Source organism: Pseudomonadota bacterium, assembly GCA_010028905.1.
In the GTDB taxonomy this organism is placed as follows: Bacteria; Vulcanimicrobiota; Xenobia; order RGZZ01; family RGZZ01; genus RGZZ01.
Genome location: RGZZ01000054.1, coordinates 1 through 17227, shown reverse-complemented (window position 1 = coordinate 17227; position 17227 = coordinate 1). Strand labels below are relative to the sequence as shown.

At 64.8% G+C, this 17227-nt stretch carries 14 protein-coding genes, 5 tRNA genes and 1 pseudogene; 10 read left to right on the top strand and 10 right to left on the bottom strand.

The window, feature by feature from the left end:
- From EB084_06280 to EB084_06255, 6 genes and pseudogenes are all read right to left on the bottom strand, one after another.
- Window positions 1–1191 (bottom strand): magnesium transporter (locus EB084_06280; protein ID NDD27854.1); only part of this gene is annotated, 1191 nt, incomplete at its 3' end.
- Window position 1192: 1 nt separating this feature from the next.
- A complete protein-coding gene (locus tag EB084_06275; GenBank protein ID NDD27853.1) occupies window positions 1193–1519 on the bottom strand; it encodes a BMC domain-containing protein in 327 nt (108 codons plus the stop codon).
- Window positions 1520–1631: 112 nt separating this feature from the next.
- Window positions 1632–2213, bottom strand: coding sequence for a hypothetical protein (locus tag EB084_06270; protein NDD27852.1), 582 nt, complete (start codon window positions 2211–2213; stop codon window positions 1632–1634).
- 37 nt (window positions 2214–2250) lie between these two features.
- Complete coding sequence (locus EB084_06265; protein NDD27851.1) at window positions 2251–4923, bottom strand: hypothetical protein; 2673 nt, start codon at window positions 4921–4923, stop codon at window positions 2251–2253.
- A gap of 50 nt (window positions 4924–4973) precedes the next feature.
- On the bottom strand, window positions 4974–6626 hold the full coding sequence (locus EB084_06260) for a radical SAM protein (GenBank protein NDD27850.1): 1653 nt from the start codon (window positions 6624–6626) through the stop codon (window positions 4974–4976).
- A gap of 454 nt (window positions 6627–7080) precedes the next feature.
- Window positions 7081–8055: pseudogene (locus tag EB084_06255) on the bottom strand (aldo/keto reductase).
- Here EB084_06255 and EB084_06250 point away from each other — a divergent pair.
- Complete coding sequence (locus EB084_06250) at window positions 7580–9379, top strand: HAMP domain-containing protein (GenBank protein ID NDD27849.1); 1800 nt, start codon at window positions 7580–7582, stop codon at window positions 9377–9379. The pseudogene EB084_06255 and the gene EB084_06250 sit on opposite strands and share 476 nt — an antisense overlap.
- A 257-nt stretch (window positions 9380–9636) precedes the next feature.
- Here the strand turns inward: EB084_06250 and EB084_06245 are convergent, their stop codons facing one another.
- The 3 genes from EB084_06245 to EB084_06235 form a co-directional block, all read right to left on the bottom strand.
- Entirely contained in the window at window positions 9637–9945 is a 309-nt protein-coding gene (locus EB084_06245) for an HU family DNA-binding protein (GenBank protein NDD27848.1), read from the bottom strand.
- 254 nt (window positions 9946–10199) lie between these two features.
- On the bottom strand, window positions 10200–10601 hold the full coding sequence (locus tag EB084_06240) for a hypothetical protein (protein ID NDD27847.1): 402 nt from the start codon (window positions 10599–10601) through the stop codon (window positions 10200–10202).
- 11 nt (window positions 10602–10612) lie between these two features.
- Window positions 10613–11833 carry a type II secretion system F family protein gene (locus EB084_06235; protein NDD27846.1) on the bottom strand — a complete coding sequence of 407 codons (1221 nt, stop codon included), beginning with the start codon at window positions 11831–11833 and terminating at the stop codon, window positions 10613–10615.
- A gap of 381 nt (window positions 11834–12214) precedes the next feature.
- Here EB084_06235 and EB084_06230 point away from each other — a divergent pair, with 381 nt between their 5' ends.
- From EB084_06230 to EB084_06190, 9 genes are all read left to right on the top strand, one after another.
- On the top strand, window positions 12215–12523 hold the full coding sequence (locus EB084_06230) for a hypothetical protein (protein NDD27845.1): 309 nt from the start codon (window positions 12215–12217) through the stop codon (window positions 12521–12523).
- A complete protein-coding gene (gene rdgB, locus EB084_06225) occupies window positions 12520–13119 on the top strand; it encodes an RdgB/HAM1 family non-canonical purine NTP pyrophosphatase (GenBank protein NDD27844.1) in 600 nt (199 codons plus the stop codon). The genes EB084_06230 and rdgB overlap by 4 nt, the downstream gene beginning before the upstream one ends.
- A gap of 103 nt (window positions 13120–13222) precedes the next feature.
- Window positions 13223–13299 (top strand) — tRNA-Pro (locus tag EB084_06220).
- A gap of 16 nt (window positions 13300–13315) precedes the next feature.
- Window positions 13316–13391, top strand: a tRNA-Arg gene (locus tag EB084_06215).
- Between the two features lie 15 nt (window positions 13392–13406).
- A tRNA-His gene (locus tag EB084_06210) sits at window positions 13407–13482 on the top strand.
- Between the two features lie 112 nt (window positions 13483–13594).
- Window positions 13595–13667 (top strand) — tRNA-Arg (locus EB084_06205).
- Window positions 13668–13672: 5 nt separating this feature from the next.
- Window positions 13673–13747: transfer RNA gene (locus tag EB084_06200), tRNA-Lys, on the top strand.
- 143 nt (window positions 13748–13890) lie between these two features.
- Complete coding sequence (locus EB084_06195) at window positions 13891–15072, top strand: aminotransferase class I/II-fold pyridoxal phosphate-dependent enzyme (protein NDD27843.1); 1182 nt, start codon at window positions 13891–13893, stop codon at window positions 15070–15072.
- Between the two features lie 40 nt (window positions 15073–15112).
- Window positions 15113–15955 carry a carbon-nitrogen family hydrolase gene (locus EB084_06190; GenBank protein ID NDD27842.1) on the top strand — a complete coding sequence of 281 codons (843 nt, stop codon included), beginning with the start codon at window positions 15113–15115 and terminating at the stop codon, window positions 15953–15955.
- Between the two features lie 142 nt (window positions 15956–16097).
- On the opposite strand, the gene EB084_06185 is transcribed toward EB084_06190, so the two are convergent.
- A partial coding sequence (locus tag EB084_06185) for a hypothetical protein (GenBank protein ID NDD27841.1) occupies window positions 16098–17227 on the bottom strand: 1130 nt, incomplete at its 5' end.

Genomic DNA, 17227 nt, shown 5'->3' with positions numbered 1-17227 from the left:
GTCGATGACGTCATCGACCGTGATGATGCCCCGGAGCACGCCCTCTCCATCGACGACGGGCACCGCGAGGAGATCGTACTTCGTGATGAGATCGCGCACGTCATCGACGCTGTCGTCGATCTCGACCTTCATGCACTGGGTCTTCATGAAATCGACGATGGGACGCGCGGGAGGAGAGACGATGAGGTCGCGCAGCGACAGCACGCCCGTGAGCCTCTCCCCCTCGTCGACCACATAGAGGTAGTAGATGGTCTCGGCGTCCGGCTCGAGCTCGCGCAGCCTGTCGATGGTCTGCTGAGCGGTCAAGGTGTTGGGCAGGCCGATGAACTCGGTGGTCATGATGCCACCCGCCGAATCGGGTGCGTACGAGAGCAGCTCCTGCACATCGGCGGCGTCCTCCGCCTCCATGCGCGACAGCAGGCGTTCCATGCGCTCCGGCGGCATCTGCGCGATGAGATCGGCCGCCTCGTCCGGATCCATCTCCTCGAGCACGTTCGACGCCTGCTCATCGGTGAGCTTGCTGAAGAGAGAGACCTGGACGTCCTCCTCCATCTCCTGGAGCGTCTCTGCCGCGGTCTCGGTGTCGAGCGACGCGAACAGGGTCTCGCGCTGCGGCCCGTGCAGCTCGGTGAGAATCTCGGCCAGATCGGCCGGATGGAGCCCCGCGAGCTTCTGACGCGAGATGGTGAGACGGATCTGGCGAACATCGAGCGACTCGACGTAGTCCCACGGGACCACGCTGCTCGACATCTCGAGCTTCAGAAAGCGAGCCACCCGCTCGCCCATCGCCTCCCACCCCATGCGACGCAGCAGCCCTCGGGTGCTCACATCGACCCCCGCCACGCGCACCTGGTCTCCCACCTTGGCCATCTGCAGGTCATTGACCCGAACCACGCGACGCCCGTCGATGTCGACGATCTGCTTGTCGAGAAGGTCGTAGGCAAGCGAGACCTCGGCGTCTGAGGGGAGGTTCTCGGAGAGACTGGCATTCGGGTCAACCACGGCGCCGCGCTCGTCGAGGTCGAGCACCTGTGACCACGCAAGGCGCTTGAACCCTCCCCTGCTCTTCACCAGAACAGTGACGATGGAGGGCTGCTCTCCCGCGAGTACGAGAAAGTCGTGGATGCGCCCCAGTGACTCTCCGCTCTCCCGGCGCAGCGGCTTGTTCAGGACCTGACTGAGGAAGAGCACCTCACGCCTGGAGTTGGCGCCCCTGAGGCGACTTGAACGGGGGACCCTTCGGCGGGATATTCTCGAGCACTGTCTTGACGTCGTCGTGCGGGTGGGGAATCACGTGCGCCGAGGCCACCTGCCCCACGCGACGCGCGGCTTCGGCGCCTGCGTCGACCGCCGCCTTCACCGCCCCGAGCTCACCCTCGCACATCACCGTCACCAGGCCGGCCTCGGCATTCTCACGGGCGAAGAGACGCACCGCCGCAGCCTTTGCCATGGCGTCAGCCGCCTCGATCTGGGCCACGAGGCCAATGGTTTCAACCAATCCGAGCGCTCGGATGCTCATGCGCAGCTCTCCCGCGGTGAAAGTCGGCGGTGTGCAGTGCGACAGCAACGGCCGCACACCAGCCGTGGAGCCACATTCACATCGCTGCGGCGAAATTCCTGCGTTCGCGCCCTCAACGGGATCCGACCGCGTCGAGCAACCGACGAATGGAGTCTTGCAGAAGCTCTTCGGCCGTGTGCTGAGGGTCGGGGGAAGGTGGCCCCGTGTGGATGTTCTTCTCGAGGTAGGCCTTCTGGTCCGGCGTGAGCGCAGCGATGATGAGGTCGCGCGACGTCGGAACCGCGCTGCTCAGCGACCCGAGCTGACGCATCAGCGGTAGCAGAGCCGCCGCCTGGGCACGGCTGAGCTTGAGCTTTCCAGCCCCCTCGAGCGCCACGATTCCGGACAGGTACTCGCGCAGGTGAAGAGCCCCCATGCGTCCGGGAACGGGGCCCGCTGGCATCTGCCCCCCCGCCTTCCCACCGCTGCTCGCCTGACCGGGCGCCCCCTGTGGCGCTTTCGGATCGGATTGCGCCGCCTGACCAGAGGCTCCAGCGCCGGGCGGAGCCACCGGGTCCGGGGGCTGAGGCGTGCCCGGCACGACGGTGCCCGGCTCGCCCGCAACCGTGCGCGGCGCGGTCGTGCCCGGAGAGCGCACGGGCTGGACAAAGATCATGTACGCCATCATCACCACGATGACGAACAGCAGGCCCACGATGAGACTGTCCTGGGAGCGAGGAGGAGGTGCCATGTCAGTTCACGCTTTCCACGTCGTAGACGCTGATTCCGTCTTCCTGGAAGCGCGGCGCGCCCAGGAAGTGATGGAGCAGGGCGTGCAGACGAGGGCCTGCCCCCGCTCGCAGGAGGCTCTCGTGCACCACGAGATAGCGGAACTTGAACTCGCGCAGCTCATTCAGGCTCTCGCGGAGGATCTTCTCGTTGTCGTTGGGATAGCCGGGCCAGTCGTGCTCGAGATGGAACAGCTGGAGCATGAAGCGGTTGCGGAACACATAGGTGGGGATCTCTCCCTCGACGCGATTGGGAATCGATTTCCCGTGCACCGTCTGGTAGTAGAAATACTCCCCTGGCAGCAGCTCTCCCTCGAAGCGCTGCACGGGGATGTCGAGCAGCCCGCCGCCCCCCGGCTCAGCAGCAAGACGAGCCAGGATTCCAGGGGGCTCCGCGGAGGCCAGCGGCACCGGGAATGGAGCAGGCGAGACGAACATCACCTCGATGACCACCGCAAGCGACACCACCCACGCGCAGAGCAGGCGGTCGACCGAGGGGCGGCCACGCATCCAGGAGGCCAGTGTGAACGCGCTCAGCATCGAGAACGCGAGCATGGCAAGCACGTCGAAGCGGAACGGGATGGAGATCTGCGAGAAGAACGGGAACCAGTCGTACAGCCACATGTAGGGTGGAAAGCGGTGATCGAGATGGATGTCGCTCGTCACGTAGAGGAAGGGTCCGAGCGAGAGCATCACGGCCACCACGGCCACGCCCCCCCACCACCCCACATCGCGCCGCCGCACGCGAACAGCACCGTACATCGCCAGCAGCAGAACGAGGAAGCCGGCCGACGAGACACGGGTCAACCGATCCACTGTGTAGGTTCGAACCGCAGCCTTCTTCCCCACGGCCACGTAGTCGGCGAGGCGCGAGATGTTGTGGAAGCGCTCTGACAGGTGAAGGTCGATGTTGTCAGCGTTGCGCACGCGAAACACCAGCGATTGGTCATTGTTGAGCGTGCTCTTGAACACCCGCGCCACGGGCAGGATCACGGCCCCGCTCACGATGGCCACCACCAGGGCGCGCTTGAAGACGGTCTGCAGGAAATGATTCAGAAAAGAGCCCCCGTCATCGGACGACGGCTGCGCGCTCACCGTCATCCAGCGACGCCGCGCCACCGTCACGGCCCCCCTGACGAAGGTGGCAGCGCGCACCCCCAGCATGAGCGCGGCCCACACCCCGCCCACAAGCAGCATCGTCACGCCCAGAGACGCGGGGGGAATCACGACATAGACAACGAGCACGGCGGTCAGCGCGCAGGGCAGGGCGGTGCGCAGCGCGCCTCGGGGCCGACGTGGGCGAGACGCGTCGCGCGCCTCGTCAAGTCGGTCCTGCAGGCTGTCGCGGGCCTGGGCGGCCACCCAGAGCACCCATAGCCAGGCGATGCCGAGCCACGCCCCACGCACCTCCTGGCTCTCGGGGTCTGCGAATGGCGCAGCGAGCTGGCGCTCGGTGAAGAAGATCAGCGCCGCGAACAGGCCGAGGACGAGAAGGCGCGAGAACAGGCGCTGCACCGGAACAAGCCTCCCTGCCAGCGCCTCGTCTGCGTTTCTCACCCAGATGGTGAGCGAGGCCCAGATGGCGGCCAGGGTGAGCACCACGAAGGCCTGCTGGCGCATCACGCCTCCCGCCACCTCCTCTGCGGGCAGGCGCAGGAGCGTTCCGCAGCTCCAGATGGCAAACACCAGACTCGTCTGGGCGAAGAGCCGCAGCATCAGCTGCAGGCGAGAGGGGGGAGGGCTCTCTTCCTGGCGAGCACGCACGAGAAGCGCGATGACCAGCAGCATGCTCGCCCCCGAGAAGACCGCCTGCGGCCATGCCTCCTCGAGCCGAAGCGCCCGCTGGGTTGCGTCAGAGAGCTCCTCGAGGGCCGCGAACGAGAGCAGGAGAAGGGCCCAGGGGCGCAGCGAGACCCACACCGAGGGCGCGGGCGCATCGCCGCGGCGAAGCCTGCGCGCTGCTCTCCCCTTGCGCACCAGCTCGTAGAAGAAGAAGAAGAACGCGTACATCACGCAGAAGGCGCCGTAGTACCAGCAGCCGATGGTGGCCACGCCAAGGGCGAGCCCCGCCTTCACCGCGCTCGCGTTCTCCTGCTCGCGCAGCGCGCGCGTGTAGAACAAGATGAACAGCGGAATCCAGCCCACGTTGAACGACTCGCTGATGCCGCTGGTGATGTTCGAGAGCAGATACGGCGAGAAGCCGAAGATCACACCGGCTGCGAACGCCGCCGGCGCGCTGTGGGTGATCCGACGGGCGAGCGCGAATGCCGCCGTGGCGGCCAGCACGAGGTTGAACAGAACGACCGTGTTGTACGCCGCCACGGGTCCCACGACGCTCTGCAGGGGAACCGAGAGCAAGCCACCAAGGGGGTCGATGAAGAACAGGCTGCCCCCATACGGGTAGTTCAGCAGCGTGGTCTGAAGCGGAAGAACGTGCTCGGCCACGAGGCATCTGCGCATCCACCAGAATCCCCAGACGTGCTTCCACACGTCGCTCTGCATGTCGCCGATGACCGCCTGGTCGAAGTGGAGCACCAGCGGCCACGTGACGACCAGCGACAGGAGGGCGTAGGCAAGCGCCGCGTGGAGCACGCGAAATCGGGTCAATGTGTCGGGCAATCTGGCTTTCAGCGACATGCGAGGCCTCGCGAGGCGCGCGTCCTCGCCACGCTCGGGAGGGTGCGCCGCTACTGGCTGATCATGGAGTTGGGATTGGCCCATCTCCGGACGAGCGTGTAGGTGAGCTCACCCTTCTTCAGCATGCGAAGGCACACCCCCGCCATCTTCACGACGTTTGCAGCCTGGGCGAACCACACCAGCGGCCGCGGATTCGCCTTCAGCCACGCATTGCGCGACAGCCAGCGCAGAAAGGGCTTGGGGAGGAACGGCTTGGTGAGAAGAACCAGCATGCAGCACCAGAAGGTGTCTTCGGGCTTGCGCGGCCAGTTGAGGCTGACCCGCATCTGCTGGAAGGTCTTGGTGATCTCACCTTCGACCTCCTTTTCGGTGATGAGGCCCGAGCTGATGAGCTTTCGCGCCAACGACGTGTTGGGAAAGACCACCATGGAGAACAGGTACAGCTCGAACGGCCGCGGCAGCGAGAGCAGGAAGTCGAAGAGGTACTGCTTGTCTTCGGACGACGACATGGGATCGTCGACGATCACCTGGAGCCGGTAGTCGATGCCGATGTCGTGGAAGAGCTGCACCGATTCGACGATCTTGCTCTCGGGCACGTAGCGGTCGTAGATCTCGGCGTTCACGCGATGGGTGTTCTGCACCCCCATGTAGATGACTTCAAGCCCCGCGCCGCGCAGGCGGGTGAAGAGGTCGGTCTCGACAAGCTTGGGCTCGATGAACGCCTCGAACGGCAGCCCTACCTCGCGCGGATAGCGATCGATGAACTCCTCGATCCACCCCTTGGCGAGGGGAAAGACCTCGTCGTCGAACTTGACCTTCATCATGTTCGGGAAGACGGCGCGGTTGCGGTTGATCTCATCGATGACATCGCTCACCGAGCGGGTGCGGTAGTACTTTCCCTTGCCCTTGTAGACATCGGTGGCGAACTGACTGTTGTAGCAGTACGAGCACTTGAACACGCATCCGCGAGAGCACATGATGGGAAACACAGGGTCGCCCACCATCGGATCGCCCTGGCGCACCTTGCGCCCCTGGATCCAGAACTTGTCTGCGCTCGTATAGTCCCGGAACGGCAGCGTGTCGAGGTTCTGCACGAGATTCTCGACCGGGTTGCGAATGATGGAGCCGCCGTCGCGCACCCAGAGGTTCTTGAGACCGGCCAGGTCACGTCCCTCGGCAATCGCCGTGAGCGAGTCGACGATGGTGATGTCTCCCTCGCCCACACATACCGCGTCGGCCACCTCGATGCACTTCTCGGGCACGAGAATGGCGTGGGTGCCTCCCCACATGACCGGCACGTCGACCTGATCGCGGATGAGGCGCGTCAGACGCGACGCCACCTTGTGATAGGCCGAGGCGCGCACGCTGATGGCGGCCATGTCGACGTCGTGCTCGCGCAGCAACGAGACGAGCGCGCTGAGCTCGTACGGGTTGGGGGGGATGAAATCGTTGTTGACCCAGTCCTTGAAGAAGATCTCAATGACCCGATGGCCCGCGCGACGAGCGCTGGCCGCGAGGACGCGCGTGGCATTGTTCTCGATGTCGTACATCGAGAGCAGCGCCAGCGTCGCCGGCTTCACCCGAGACGCCGTTCCCGGCGCGGGCTCGATGCCCGTTCGCGTGTCGAGGGTCACTTCCGCTCTCCCCTCATCGCTCGGGCAGATTTCCGCCGAGATCGAAGTAGAGCTTGCGCGCCACGTCATACAGGCGCACCTTGCGCAGCGCGTTCACCGCCATGTCCTCGAGCTTGCCGCGATTCAGGCGGCCGTGGGCGCGGCGCAGATCATCGACCACCGGCAGATCGTACGGGCAGATGTTCTCGCACTCGCCGCACTCGATGCAGTTCGTGGAGTTCGCCTTGAACGTGCGATACTCGTTGCGCGCGTAGGTGGCATTCAAGATGAGGTAGTTCTCGACGCGGAAGATGTCGGCGATGGGAATCTCAGCCGGGCACACCGGCTCGCAGTAGCGGCAGCGACGGCAGAAGTTCTCGGGCAGGCGATCAGCCTCTTCAGCGAGGCGCTCGCGCTCGTCTTCGGTGAGCTGCGTGAACGACTCGGCCGCCTCGCAGTCGTCGACAACATGCTGCACGGTACTGCACCCGAGCACGGCCGTGGCGACCTCATGGCTCAGAACGTACTTGATGGCGGTGCCCACATTGCGCAGGTTCCCGCCGCTCAGCACCTTCATCGCGATGATGCCGACGTCGCGCTGCTTGCAGATGGGCAGCAGCTCGGCATAGTGATCGCGCTCGACCACAGAGAAGGGGAACTGAACGACGTCGAACTCGTCGGTCTCGAGCGCCTGCGCGAGAATGCGCGGGTGGTGCGAGGTGATGCCCACATGATCGATGAGCCCCTGCTTCTGGTAGCTTCGCACGGCCTCCATCGCCCCGCCCTTGGCGAGGATCTGCTCGAGCTCGTACTCATACTGCACGTGGTGGATCTGGTACAGATCGATCTTCTTCGTCTGGAAGTTCTCGAGGCTCTCCTTGATCTGCTGCTCGCATCGCTTCGCCGAGCGCAGATATGACTTCGTGGCCAGGTAGGTATCGGCGCGCCGGGTCTTCATGACCTCGCCGATGATCTTCTCGGAGTCAAAGTAGCCACGCGCGGTCTCGATGAGGTTCACACCGCGATCGAGCGCGGTGTGAACGATGCGGGTGGCGTCATCGAGCGTCTTGTGGTACTTCGAGATGACGCCCATGCCTCCAAGGCTCACGGTGGAGACCTTCATTTCGGTGCGGCCGAGACGGCGATATTCCACGATGCGTGTGTCCAGTCTTCGAGGTGATCTGCCAGAGGGGCCCGACTCGGGGGTGTCGTGGCGCTCCGACCGTGACGTTATAGCACAAAGATCCGCCCCAGGGAAGCGGGCTCTTCTGGGATCTCGCGCTCCTCCTGCCGCCGCCGGCCCTTGCGGGGAATCGAAAGGGCGCGCGGCGTATATCTCGCAGACGATGGGCATTCCCGCACGCCACCTCTCCCTCCTCGCGCTGCCCCTACTCATGGCGCTCGCACCGCTGTTGTCGGGGTGTGAGCGCGTCACATCGGTGAGCACCGATGGCAGGCTCTGCGTGCCTCTTCCGGCGTTGGCCGTGAGCACTGCCGTGGCCGCGCTCACGGGATTCATGCTGGCCCGCCTGTCGCGCAGGACCGCGAGCAAGGTGCTCGAGATGCGGCAGGTCGCCGAGGAGATGGCCGAAGGCGCGCTCGACAAGCGGCTGCCCGTGGGAGGAAGCGACGATCTCGCCGCCCTGGCCGCCACCATCAACCGTCTCGCAGACCAGCTGAAGCGCACCATCGAAGGGATCACCGAGGAGAAGAACACCCTCGACGCCATCCTCTCGTCGATGGCCGACGGCGTGATCACCATCGCCCGCGACGGCACGGTGACCTTCGCCAACGCCACCGCGGGGAGGTTCGTGGCAGATCTGACGCAGGCCCGAGCTGCGACAGGCGAGCCCCTTGCTCCCGCCGGCGAGGCGCGCGAAGCAGATGCTCGCCCCCCGCAGCAAGCACGCCTCATCGGACGCAGCCTGTACCGCGACCTCGACGTGTCGGAGCTGACGGCGGCCTGCTTCGACACGCGTGAAGCCATCACACGCGAGATGAAGCTGGGAGAGACGTACATGAGCGTCTTCGCCATCCCGTTGAAGAGCCACGCCGACGGAGGCGCGGGCGAGGTCATGCTGCTGCTGCGCGACGTGACCAGCCTGCGCCAGGTCGAGACCGCGCGGTCGCAGTTCCTGGGCAACGTCTCGCACGAGCTGAAGACGCCGCTCACCATCATCAAGGGCTTCGTGGTCACCCTCCAGAAGAGCGAGGGGATACCCGAGGAATGGAAGCGCTACCTCGATTTCATCGACCGCGAGACCGACCGTCTCACGCGCCTGGTGAACGATCTGCTCAACCTTGCGCGGCTTCGAAGCAAGCGCACGCAGATGAACTTCACCTTCTGCGAGCCGCTCGAGCTCCTCAAGGACACCTGTCGCCAGCTGCTCTCGCAGGCCGACAAGGCAGACGTCACCCTCACGTTCGACGCCCCCACCGAGCTGCCCGTTCTCCTGGCGGACGCCGATCGCTTCAAGGAGATCGTGCTCAATCTCGTCGACAACGCGTTCAAGTACTCTCCCCCCAAAGCCTCGGTGCGGCTGACGGCCGAGGCGACCGCTGAGCATCTCGTGGTCGTGGTGCACGACAGCGGCTCCGGAATCCCCGCGGAGGAAGTCCCCTTCCTGTTCGAGCGCTTCTTCCGAGGCAGCGAGAAAGGAGGGCGAAAGTCCGGTGGCAGCGGCATCGGCCTGGCCATCGTCAAGGAGATCATCGACGCGCACCGCGGAAGCATACGTGTGGAGAGCGACGTAGGCGTAGGCACGCGATTCATCGTCGAACTGCCGCTGCGACGCGTGGGGCGGCGCAAGACCGACGCCGCGGCCGACGAGTCGAGGGGCTGACCCCAGGTCACCACAGGGTCACCTCTGCTGAAGAGAACAAACGAGGGGCCAGGCAATCGCCCGACCCCTCGACCTCGGATACACCGCACCCACCCTCTGCAGACGCGCGTTGCGCTCACGATTGTGATGCGCCTCGCCTGCACAGCCCCCATACGAGACCGTTGGTGTGTCACCGCGGAGGAACCGATACCGTCACAGCGTCGACGCCCCGTGGCGCAACCGCTGCTGTGCCCTGTTGCGGGTTCGCGTGAGCGAACCTACTTCACGGCGTCCTTGAGCTCCTTGCCCGGGCGGAAGGCGGGCACGTTGCGAGACTTGATCTCGATCTTCTCGTTCGTGCGCGGATTGCGTCCGACACGGCCAGCCCGCTTGCGAACTTCGAAGTTGCCGAAGGGGATGAGACGCACGGTCACGCCCTTCTTGAGGTTCTCCTTGACGGTGTCCATAAGGGCCTTCACCGCATTCTGGGCATCTTTCTTCGACAGGTTGGCCTTCTTGGCCACGGAGTCGATCACGTCTTTCTTGCCAAGAACCTTGGTCTTGGCCTTTGCCTTTACGGTTGCCATTGCTGTGCAGCTCCTTCCGCGGTATGGGTCTATGAGGGCGTGATGTTCTGCCGACCAGAACAGGATTCCTCCTTTAGAACCAAAAAAAACTCCTGCTCTCACGCCAGAAAGAGGCCCGTACTCCCCGTTCTTTCTTGCAGTGGTGCGGGAAGAAGCGAACACATCGTCTCAGAACGGCTTCATAAGCGCGATGCGACAGATGACCTCGCCAGCTCTCCGCGTACCCACAGCCTGGCAGGTGCGCGCCAACGCTCTCAGTCGTCGCGCTCGCGGGTGAGGAAGTAGACCACCACGAGAATCACACCGATCACCACCACCGTGCCCAGGAAGATGGCGGGCCACTTCGACGCGGCTCGCTTCTGCACAGGGGTCTCCGGCGCTGCGCTCGACGTGGGGGCCGGCTCATCCGGTGCCAGCGAGGAAGGCGAGATGGCCGGTGCGGTGGGGGCTGCTCCGGCATTGCTGTTCTGGGCGTCCTTCGGGGTCTCGGATGTGCCCTCGGGCTCCCCTCCCGTGATGCTGGCCAGCACCGGTGAAGGCACGTCGGCACTGAACGACCAGGCATCGCGGCTCTCGGTGCACGCAAAGACGAGAAGCGAGAGAAGGGTGAGGATGAATCCGGCCATGGTCGACCAACCGCTGCGATGTCTCTTCATATCGACCGCCTCTACGAGAAGTTCTGGAGGATCTGGTACACGGGAAGGAACACGGCAAGCAGGACGAACCCCACGACCGCGCCCATGAACGAGATCATGATGGGCTCGATGAGCGACGAGAAGGCGTCGAGGGACGCCTCGACCTCTGAGTCATAGAAGTTTGCGAGCTTCGTGAGGATGTCGGCCAGGTTCCCCGTCTCCTCGCCCACACTGACCATGTGCGAGACGATGGGGGGGAACAAGATGTACTCGCGCAGCGGCTGCGACATCTTCATGCCGGTCTTGACGCCACGCTTGACCTCGTCGAGGATGTCGGAGACGATCTCGTTGCCCGTGACCTTCGAGACGATCTCGAGGGCGTGCACCAGCGGAACACCGCTCTGCACGAGGGTGGCCAGGGTTCTGCAGAAGCGCGAGATGACCACCTTCTTGTTGATGGAGCCGATGACGGGGAGCTCGAGAAGGAGGCGATCGATAACGCGCCGCCCCAGGCGGGTCTTCATCCACCGGTTGAGACTGACGATGCCGAACCCCAGCGACAAGGGGGCCGCAATGATGAACAGCGGATTGTAGACCACGTTGGTGATGAAGATGAGCAGCCGGGTCGGCCAGGGAAGGGCCACGTTCAGGCCGTCGAGGAGGCTCACGAACGTAGGGAACACCCACAGCACGAGGATGCCCGTGACGAGAATGGTCACGAAGAACACGAAGATGGGGTAGGAGGTGGCCGCCTGAACCCGCTTGCGCAGCTGGTAGTCACGCTCGAGGAACCCCGCGGTCCGGTCGAGGATCTCGCCCAGCGCGCCGGCCATCTCTCCTGCGCGCACGAGCGCGATGTACACTGGGGTGAACACGTCCGGATGCTTCTGCAGGGCGCGGGCCATCGACATGCCGTTCTTGACGTCGACGTACACCTCGGCCAGAGCCGTGCTGAGACGGGCGTTGAGGGTCTGCTTCGAAAGCCCCTCGAGACCGCGCAGCAAGGGCACGCCAGAGTTGAAGATGGTGGCGAACTGTCGCGTGAAGACGACGATGGCCCACAGGTTGACCTTGACCAGGCGCTGGCGCCATGCGCGCAACGAGGCGAAGACGTCAGCCTGCTCCTTGACGTCGGTGACGGTGTAGCGGACCTTGCGCAGGTCTTCGACCACCGCCTCGACGTTCGCGGCTTCGACCACCCCTTGGATCATGCGCCCCTCAGAATCGAGGGCCTGGTAGGCGAATCTAGGCAATCACGGCCGTCTCTTTCATCTGTCGGAAGCAGAGCGACACGGGACGCGCCGGGCGCTCGCTGAGCGGGGCTGGACGCCAGAGGTCAGGCGAGGCGCGCGCCATCGCGGGGGGGGGAACCCTCACGCACCCTTCCTCCACTCATCCTGTTGTTCCGCTTCGCTTCCACCCGAAGGGCTTCCTCTCGCGCACGAGATCGGTTGAGAAACGAGCGCGGAGGAGAGGGTACGTGTCTCCGGGCAAGCGTTCGCACTTCCCTCTGAAAGGGAAGAACGAACGCACCGCAGAATTTCAGAGGAGGCATCAGAGGCCGCAGGGCGTCGATGCGTCGGAATCCACGGCGGCGAGCGGACCGTCTCACCCGCTCGAGATGGAGGCGTTTCATGGGTCTCGTCGACAAGGTGTCCGAAGGAATCAGCAAGGGCAAGCAGATCGTCCAGCAGAGCAAGGAGATGGCGATCCGCAAGTCAGAGCAGATGCTCAAGATCGAGCGTCTGAAGATGGAGATCAACGACATCCGCAAGATGAAAGACGCGCGCATGAAAGCGCTGGCGCGCAAGGTCTACGAGCTGTACACCCACAACGAGCTCAAAGACCCGGATCTGGTGAACTTCTGCCAGGAGCTCAAGACCCTGCAGTGGCAGATCGACGAGCGCTGGACCGAGATCAACCACCACCGCAACGAGACGTGAGGGTCGTCGTCGCAACCTCGAATCCCCACAAGCTCGAAGAGATACGGGCCGTCATGGGCGACAGCTCCCTCGAGCTCGTCTCCCTCGCCGCCTGTGGCTGCTCGGCCCCTCCGCCGGAAGAGATCGGCGAGACCTTCGAGGACAATGCGGCGGAGAAGGCCCGCTACTACGCCCGCGCCACCGGGCTTCCCGCCATCGCCGACGACAGTGGCCTGGTGGTCGACGCCCTCGACGGAGAGCCGGGCGTGCACTCTTCCCGCTGGATGGGCGAAGACACGCCCTATCCCGTGAAGAACCTTGCGCTGCTCTCCCGCCTCGAAGGGCTCACAGAAACGCAGAGAAGCGCGCGGTTCGTCTGCGTCGCCGCCTTTGCCTGGCCCGACGGCCGCGTGGTCACCGCCCGTGGCGAGCACGAGGGGCGCATAAGCGACGTGATCTGCGGAGAAGGCGGGTTTGGCTACGACCCCGTGTTCTACTCCCTCGAAGCCCGTGAGACATTCGGCACTCTCTCTGAAGCGCAGAAGAACGCCCTCAGCCATCGCGGACGGGCGATGCGTGCGCTCTCCCCGCTCATCACCGCCTCCGTCGGTCCCTGATCGCACGCTCGCGACCCGCGCCGTGGGTTGATTTTCTTGACAACCCGGGGGGCTTGGGCTATACTCGGTGAGCGTCTTGGCGCCGTCCTCCGGACACAAACATCGGGGCGTAGCGCAGCCTGGTAGCGCATCTGCTTTGGGAGCAGGGGGTCGGAGGTTCGAATCCTCTCGCCCCGACCATTCGCCAAGTACGCAGGCGCCCGTAGCTCAACGGACAGAGCATCGGCCTTCTAAGCCGAGGGTTGGGGGTTCGATTCCCTTCGGGCGCGCCAGGCAGGTCAATCATGGTGAGTGTAGCTCAGTGGTTAGAGCACTGGTCTGTGGAACCAGGGGTCGTGGGTTCAAGTCCCATCACTCACCCCACCTTCTTCCCTGGGCGCTGCTCCGCGCCCGGCGGAAGACACGCCGCAACGGTGCAAGCAGCAAAGTGCGCCCGAGCGGCGCTGTTGCTTCAAGACATAGACAAGGTCAACGTGCGTCCGTAGCTCAACGGATAGAGCATCAGTCTTCGGAACTGAGGGTTGGGGGTTCGAGTCCCTCCGGGCGCGCTCTTGGGTCGCTAGCTCAGCGGTAGAGCACCTGACTTTTAATCAGGGTGCGCCGGGTTCGACACCCGGGCGACCCACCACGAAGAAACCCGTGCTGCGGCGCGGGTTTTGCCTTTCCTCTCCAGGGCAGGGTTTTGCTGCGTCGAGACGAACCTCACACCCCCCCACCGCGTGCCCCAGATCGTGAGAGGCGCAGCGGCACCCCTTCAGCGGAGAGGTCGCCATCGTGAGAACCGTCGCCCAGAAGCTCGAGCCCTTCGGCGTCTCCATCTTCAGCGAGATGACCCAGCTGGCCAATGCCCACCAGGCCGTGAACCTGTCGCAGGGCTTTCCCGACTTCGATGGCCCGGACTGGCTCAAGGAAGCGGCCACCCGCGCCATCCACAACGGCCCGAACCAGTACGCGCCCAGCCACGGCCTCCCCGCCCTGCGCGCGGCCATCGCCGAGAAGACGCAACGGGTGTACGGGCTCGACTACGATCGCGACACCGAGATCACCGTGGTGAGCGGCGCCACCGAAGCCATCCACTCGGTCTTCGCGGGCCTCATCGATCCGGGTGACGAGGTCATCCTGTTCGAGCCGTTCTACGATTCGTATCCCGCCTGCGCGGCCATGGCGGGTGCCACGGTGCGCTACGTGCCGCTGCGCTGGCCGGACATGACCTTCGATGTGGCCACCCTCGAGGCGGCCTTCACCGAGCGCACCCGATTCATCATGGTGAACACCCCGAACAACCCCTCCGGCAAGGTGTTCAGCCGAGCCGAGCTCGAGACCATCGCCGCGCTGGCAAAGCGCCACGACACGCTCGTGGTCACCGACGAGGTGTATGAGCATCTCACCTTCGACGGCCACGCGCACATCTCGATGGCGTCGCTTCCCGGCATGCGCGAGCGCACCCTCATCATCTCGTCGACGGCCAAGACCTTCAGCATGACCGGCTGGAAGATCGGGTACGTGCTCGCGCCCGCGCCGCTCTCAAAAGCGGTGCGCAGCGCTCACCAGTTCGTCACCTTCTGCTCGGCGACACCCCTGCAGGTGGCCATGGCCGAAGCCGTGCAGCGCACCGAGGAGTACCTGCCCACCCTGGCCCACGAGTACGCTGAGCGCCGCCAGACCCTCTACGATATCTTGCGCGATGTGGGATTCGACGTACGTCTGCCCCAGGGAACGTACTTCATCCTGGCTGACATCCGCCCGTTCGGCTTCGACGACGACGTGACGTTCTGCCGCATGCTCACGAAGGAGCTCGGCGTGGCCGCCATTCCCACCTCCGCATTCTATGCCCACAAGGAAGAAGGGCGCTTCCTGGCGCGCTTCGCCTTCTGCAAGAGCCTCGAGACCCTGCGCGAAGCCGGCCGGCGCATGCAGCCGTTGCGCGCCCGTCTGGCGGCGGCAGGCCGTTGAGCCGCGCGCTGCCTGTACAACCACACGAAGGAGCCCACACATGAAAGTCGCCCTCGTCCAGACCGACACGATATGGCAAGACCCGGAAGCCAACTTTGCAAAGGTCGACCGCATGCTCGACGCGCTGGGAGACCAGAAGCCCGAGCTCATCTGCCTGCCCGAGATGTTCTCGACCGGCTATACCAAGGACCGCACCCTGTGGGAAGACGCGGAGGGGAAGACCTTCCAGTTCTGCCAAGACCTCGCAAAGCGTCGTGGCGCCTGGGTGCAGGGCACCTTCCCCGAGACCTGCGATCTAGAGGTCTCACAGGGGGTCACCCCCGACGGTGAGGCAAAGGGATACAACACCAGCGTGGTCATCGACCCCAGCGGTGCCTTGCGCTGCCGCTACTACAAGATGCATCCCTTCACCCACGTAAAAGAGCACCACTTCTACAACCGGGGCGATGCGCTGCCCGTGTTCGAGCTGGGGCCGTTCAACGCAGCCACCCCCATCTGCTACGACCTGAGATTCCCCGAGATCTTCCGCCAGGCCGCGTTTCGCGGCGCGAACCTCTTCATCGTGCCGGCGAACTGGCCGGTCGAGCGCAAGCACCACTGGCGCGCCCTGGCCATCGCGCGCGCCATCGAGAACCTGTCGTATGTGGTGGCGATCAACCGCGTCGGAACCGGGGGCGGGCTCACCTACGCCGGACCGTCGCTGGTCATCTCTCCCCAGGGCGACGTGCTGATGGAGACCGACGGAACCGAGCTCATCGCCATGGTCGACATCGACCGCGATGAGGTCACCCGCACGCGGGAGCGCTTTGGCTTCCTGAACGACATGCGCGCAGATCTGTTCCCGGACCTCTTCTCGCACGCAACGCAGCACGCCCACGCCTGAGGAGAGCGCAAGCGCGTTCATCGTCGGCTGAACTCGCCCTCCCCGCAAGCCTTCCCACAAAACCGAAGACCGCGCGATGCGCGGGCCGTTCAAGGCCCGTCTTCGCGCGGTCTTCTTCGTGAGGACCGACCGCCCGCTGCGGTCAGTACAGCGGAGGCAGGGACAGCAGCGCCTCACCTGAGCCAGACGTGGCGCGCATCGACGCCTGCTGCGCCGCCGTGATGCGGTGGATGCGCTCGTAGATGAACTGGTTCTCGGCTTCCTTGAGGTACGGCTTCATCACGTACACGAGTTCAGGCACCGAGCCACCGCGCTGACGATCGAAGCCCTTGAGCGCATCGTCAAGCAGGCCGAGCGCGACCGTGCGGAACTTCGACGGATCCTGCAGATTGAAGTAGCAGATGTAGCGCATGTCCTCGAGGGCGGCACCCACGACGCGACTGTCCGGATGCGAGCGAACGAAGTCGCTCATCGTCGCAAGGGTCTGCTTGGGGTCGAGGGCCTCACGCGACATGTAGCGCTCACGCGACCACGACAGCGCATGCTGCTTGAGGTACCAGACGTTCATCGAGTAGTCGCGCCACGCACGGGCGTCGCCCGGGTTCACACGGTCGACGATGGCCACATCGCCGTCGCGACGCGCAATGATGAACAGCGGCTGCCCGAGGGTCTCCGACTTGATGCGCGCGAGCTTCTGGGCGGACTCGAGGTCGCGGCTCATCAGGTCTTCGACGATGTTCTCGTTCGACATCGTGCCGTCGTCTTTGCGGCTGACCACCACATACAGGCCAGACTCGAGCGCTTTCTGCAGCGCGCCGTCGAGACCGCGGGCGAACAGGCGCGACGCGTTCGACGTGGCCAGGCGGGCACGAGAGGTTGCGGCACGATCAGGGTGGGTTACCAGGTTCTCTTCCTTGGTCGTGGACGGCGTGAGCTTCACGAACACCACCGCCATAACTGCGGCGGCAGCGAGCGCGGAGATGAGCACCCGAGGGAGTCGGACCCCTTCCGTGCTGCGAGCGCGACGCGCGGCCGCGGCAGCACGCGATGCCTCTTCATCAGCGGCGGCTTCGGCCTCGCGCAGAAGACCTACCGCTTCGTGCGGCGACGCGACCGGCGCGTGGACGCGCTCGATGCCTGCCTCCACGGTGTAGTCGGCGGCCACGGCCTGGGGAGGGAGCGCGGCCTTCCAGAATGCGCCAGGGAGACGTTCCGAGTTCGTGCTGTCGAGCACGGTGTGCGTCTCCGTCGGGGCATCTTGCCGGCCTGGCG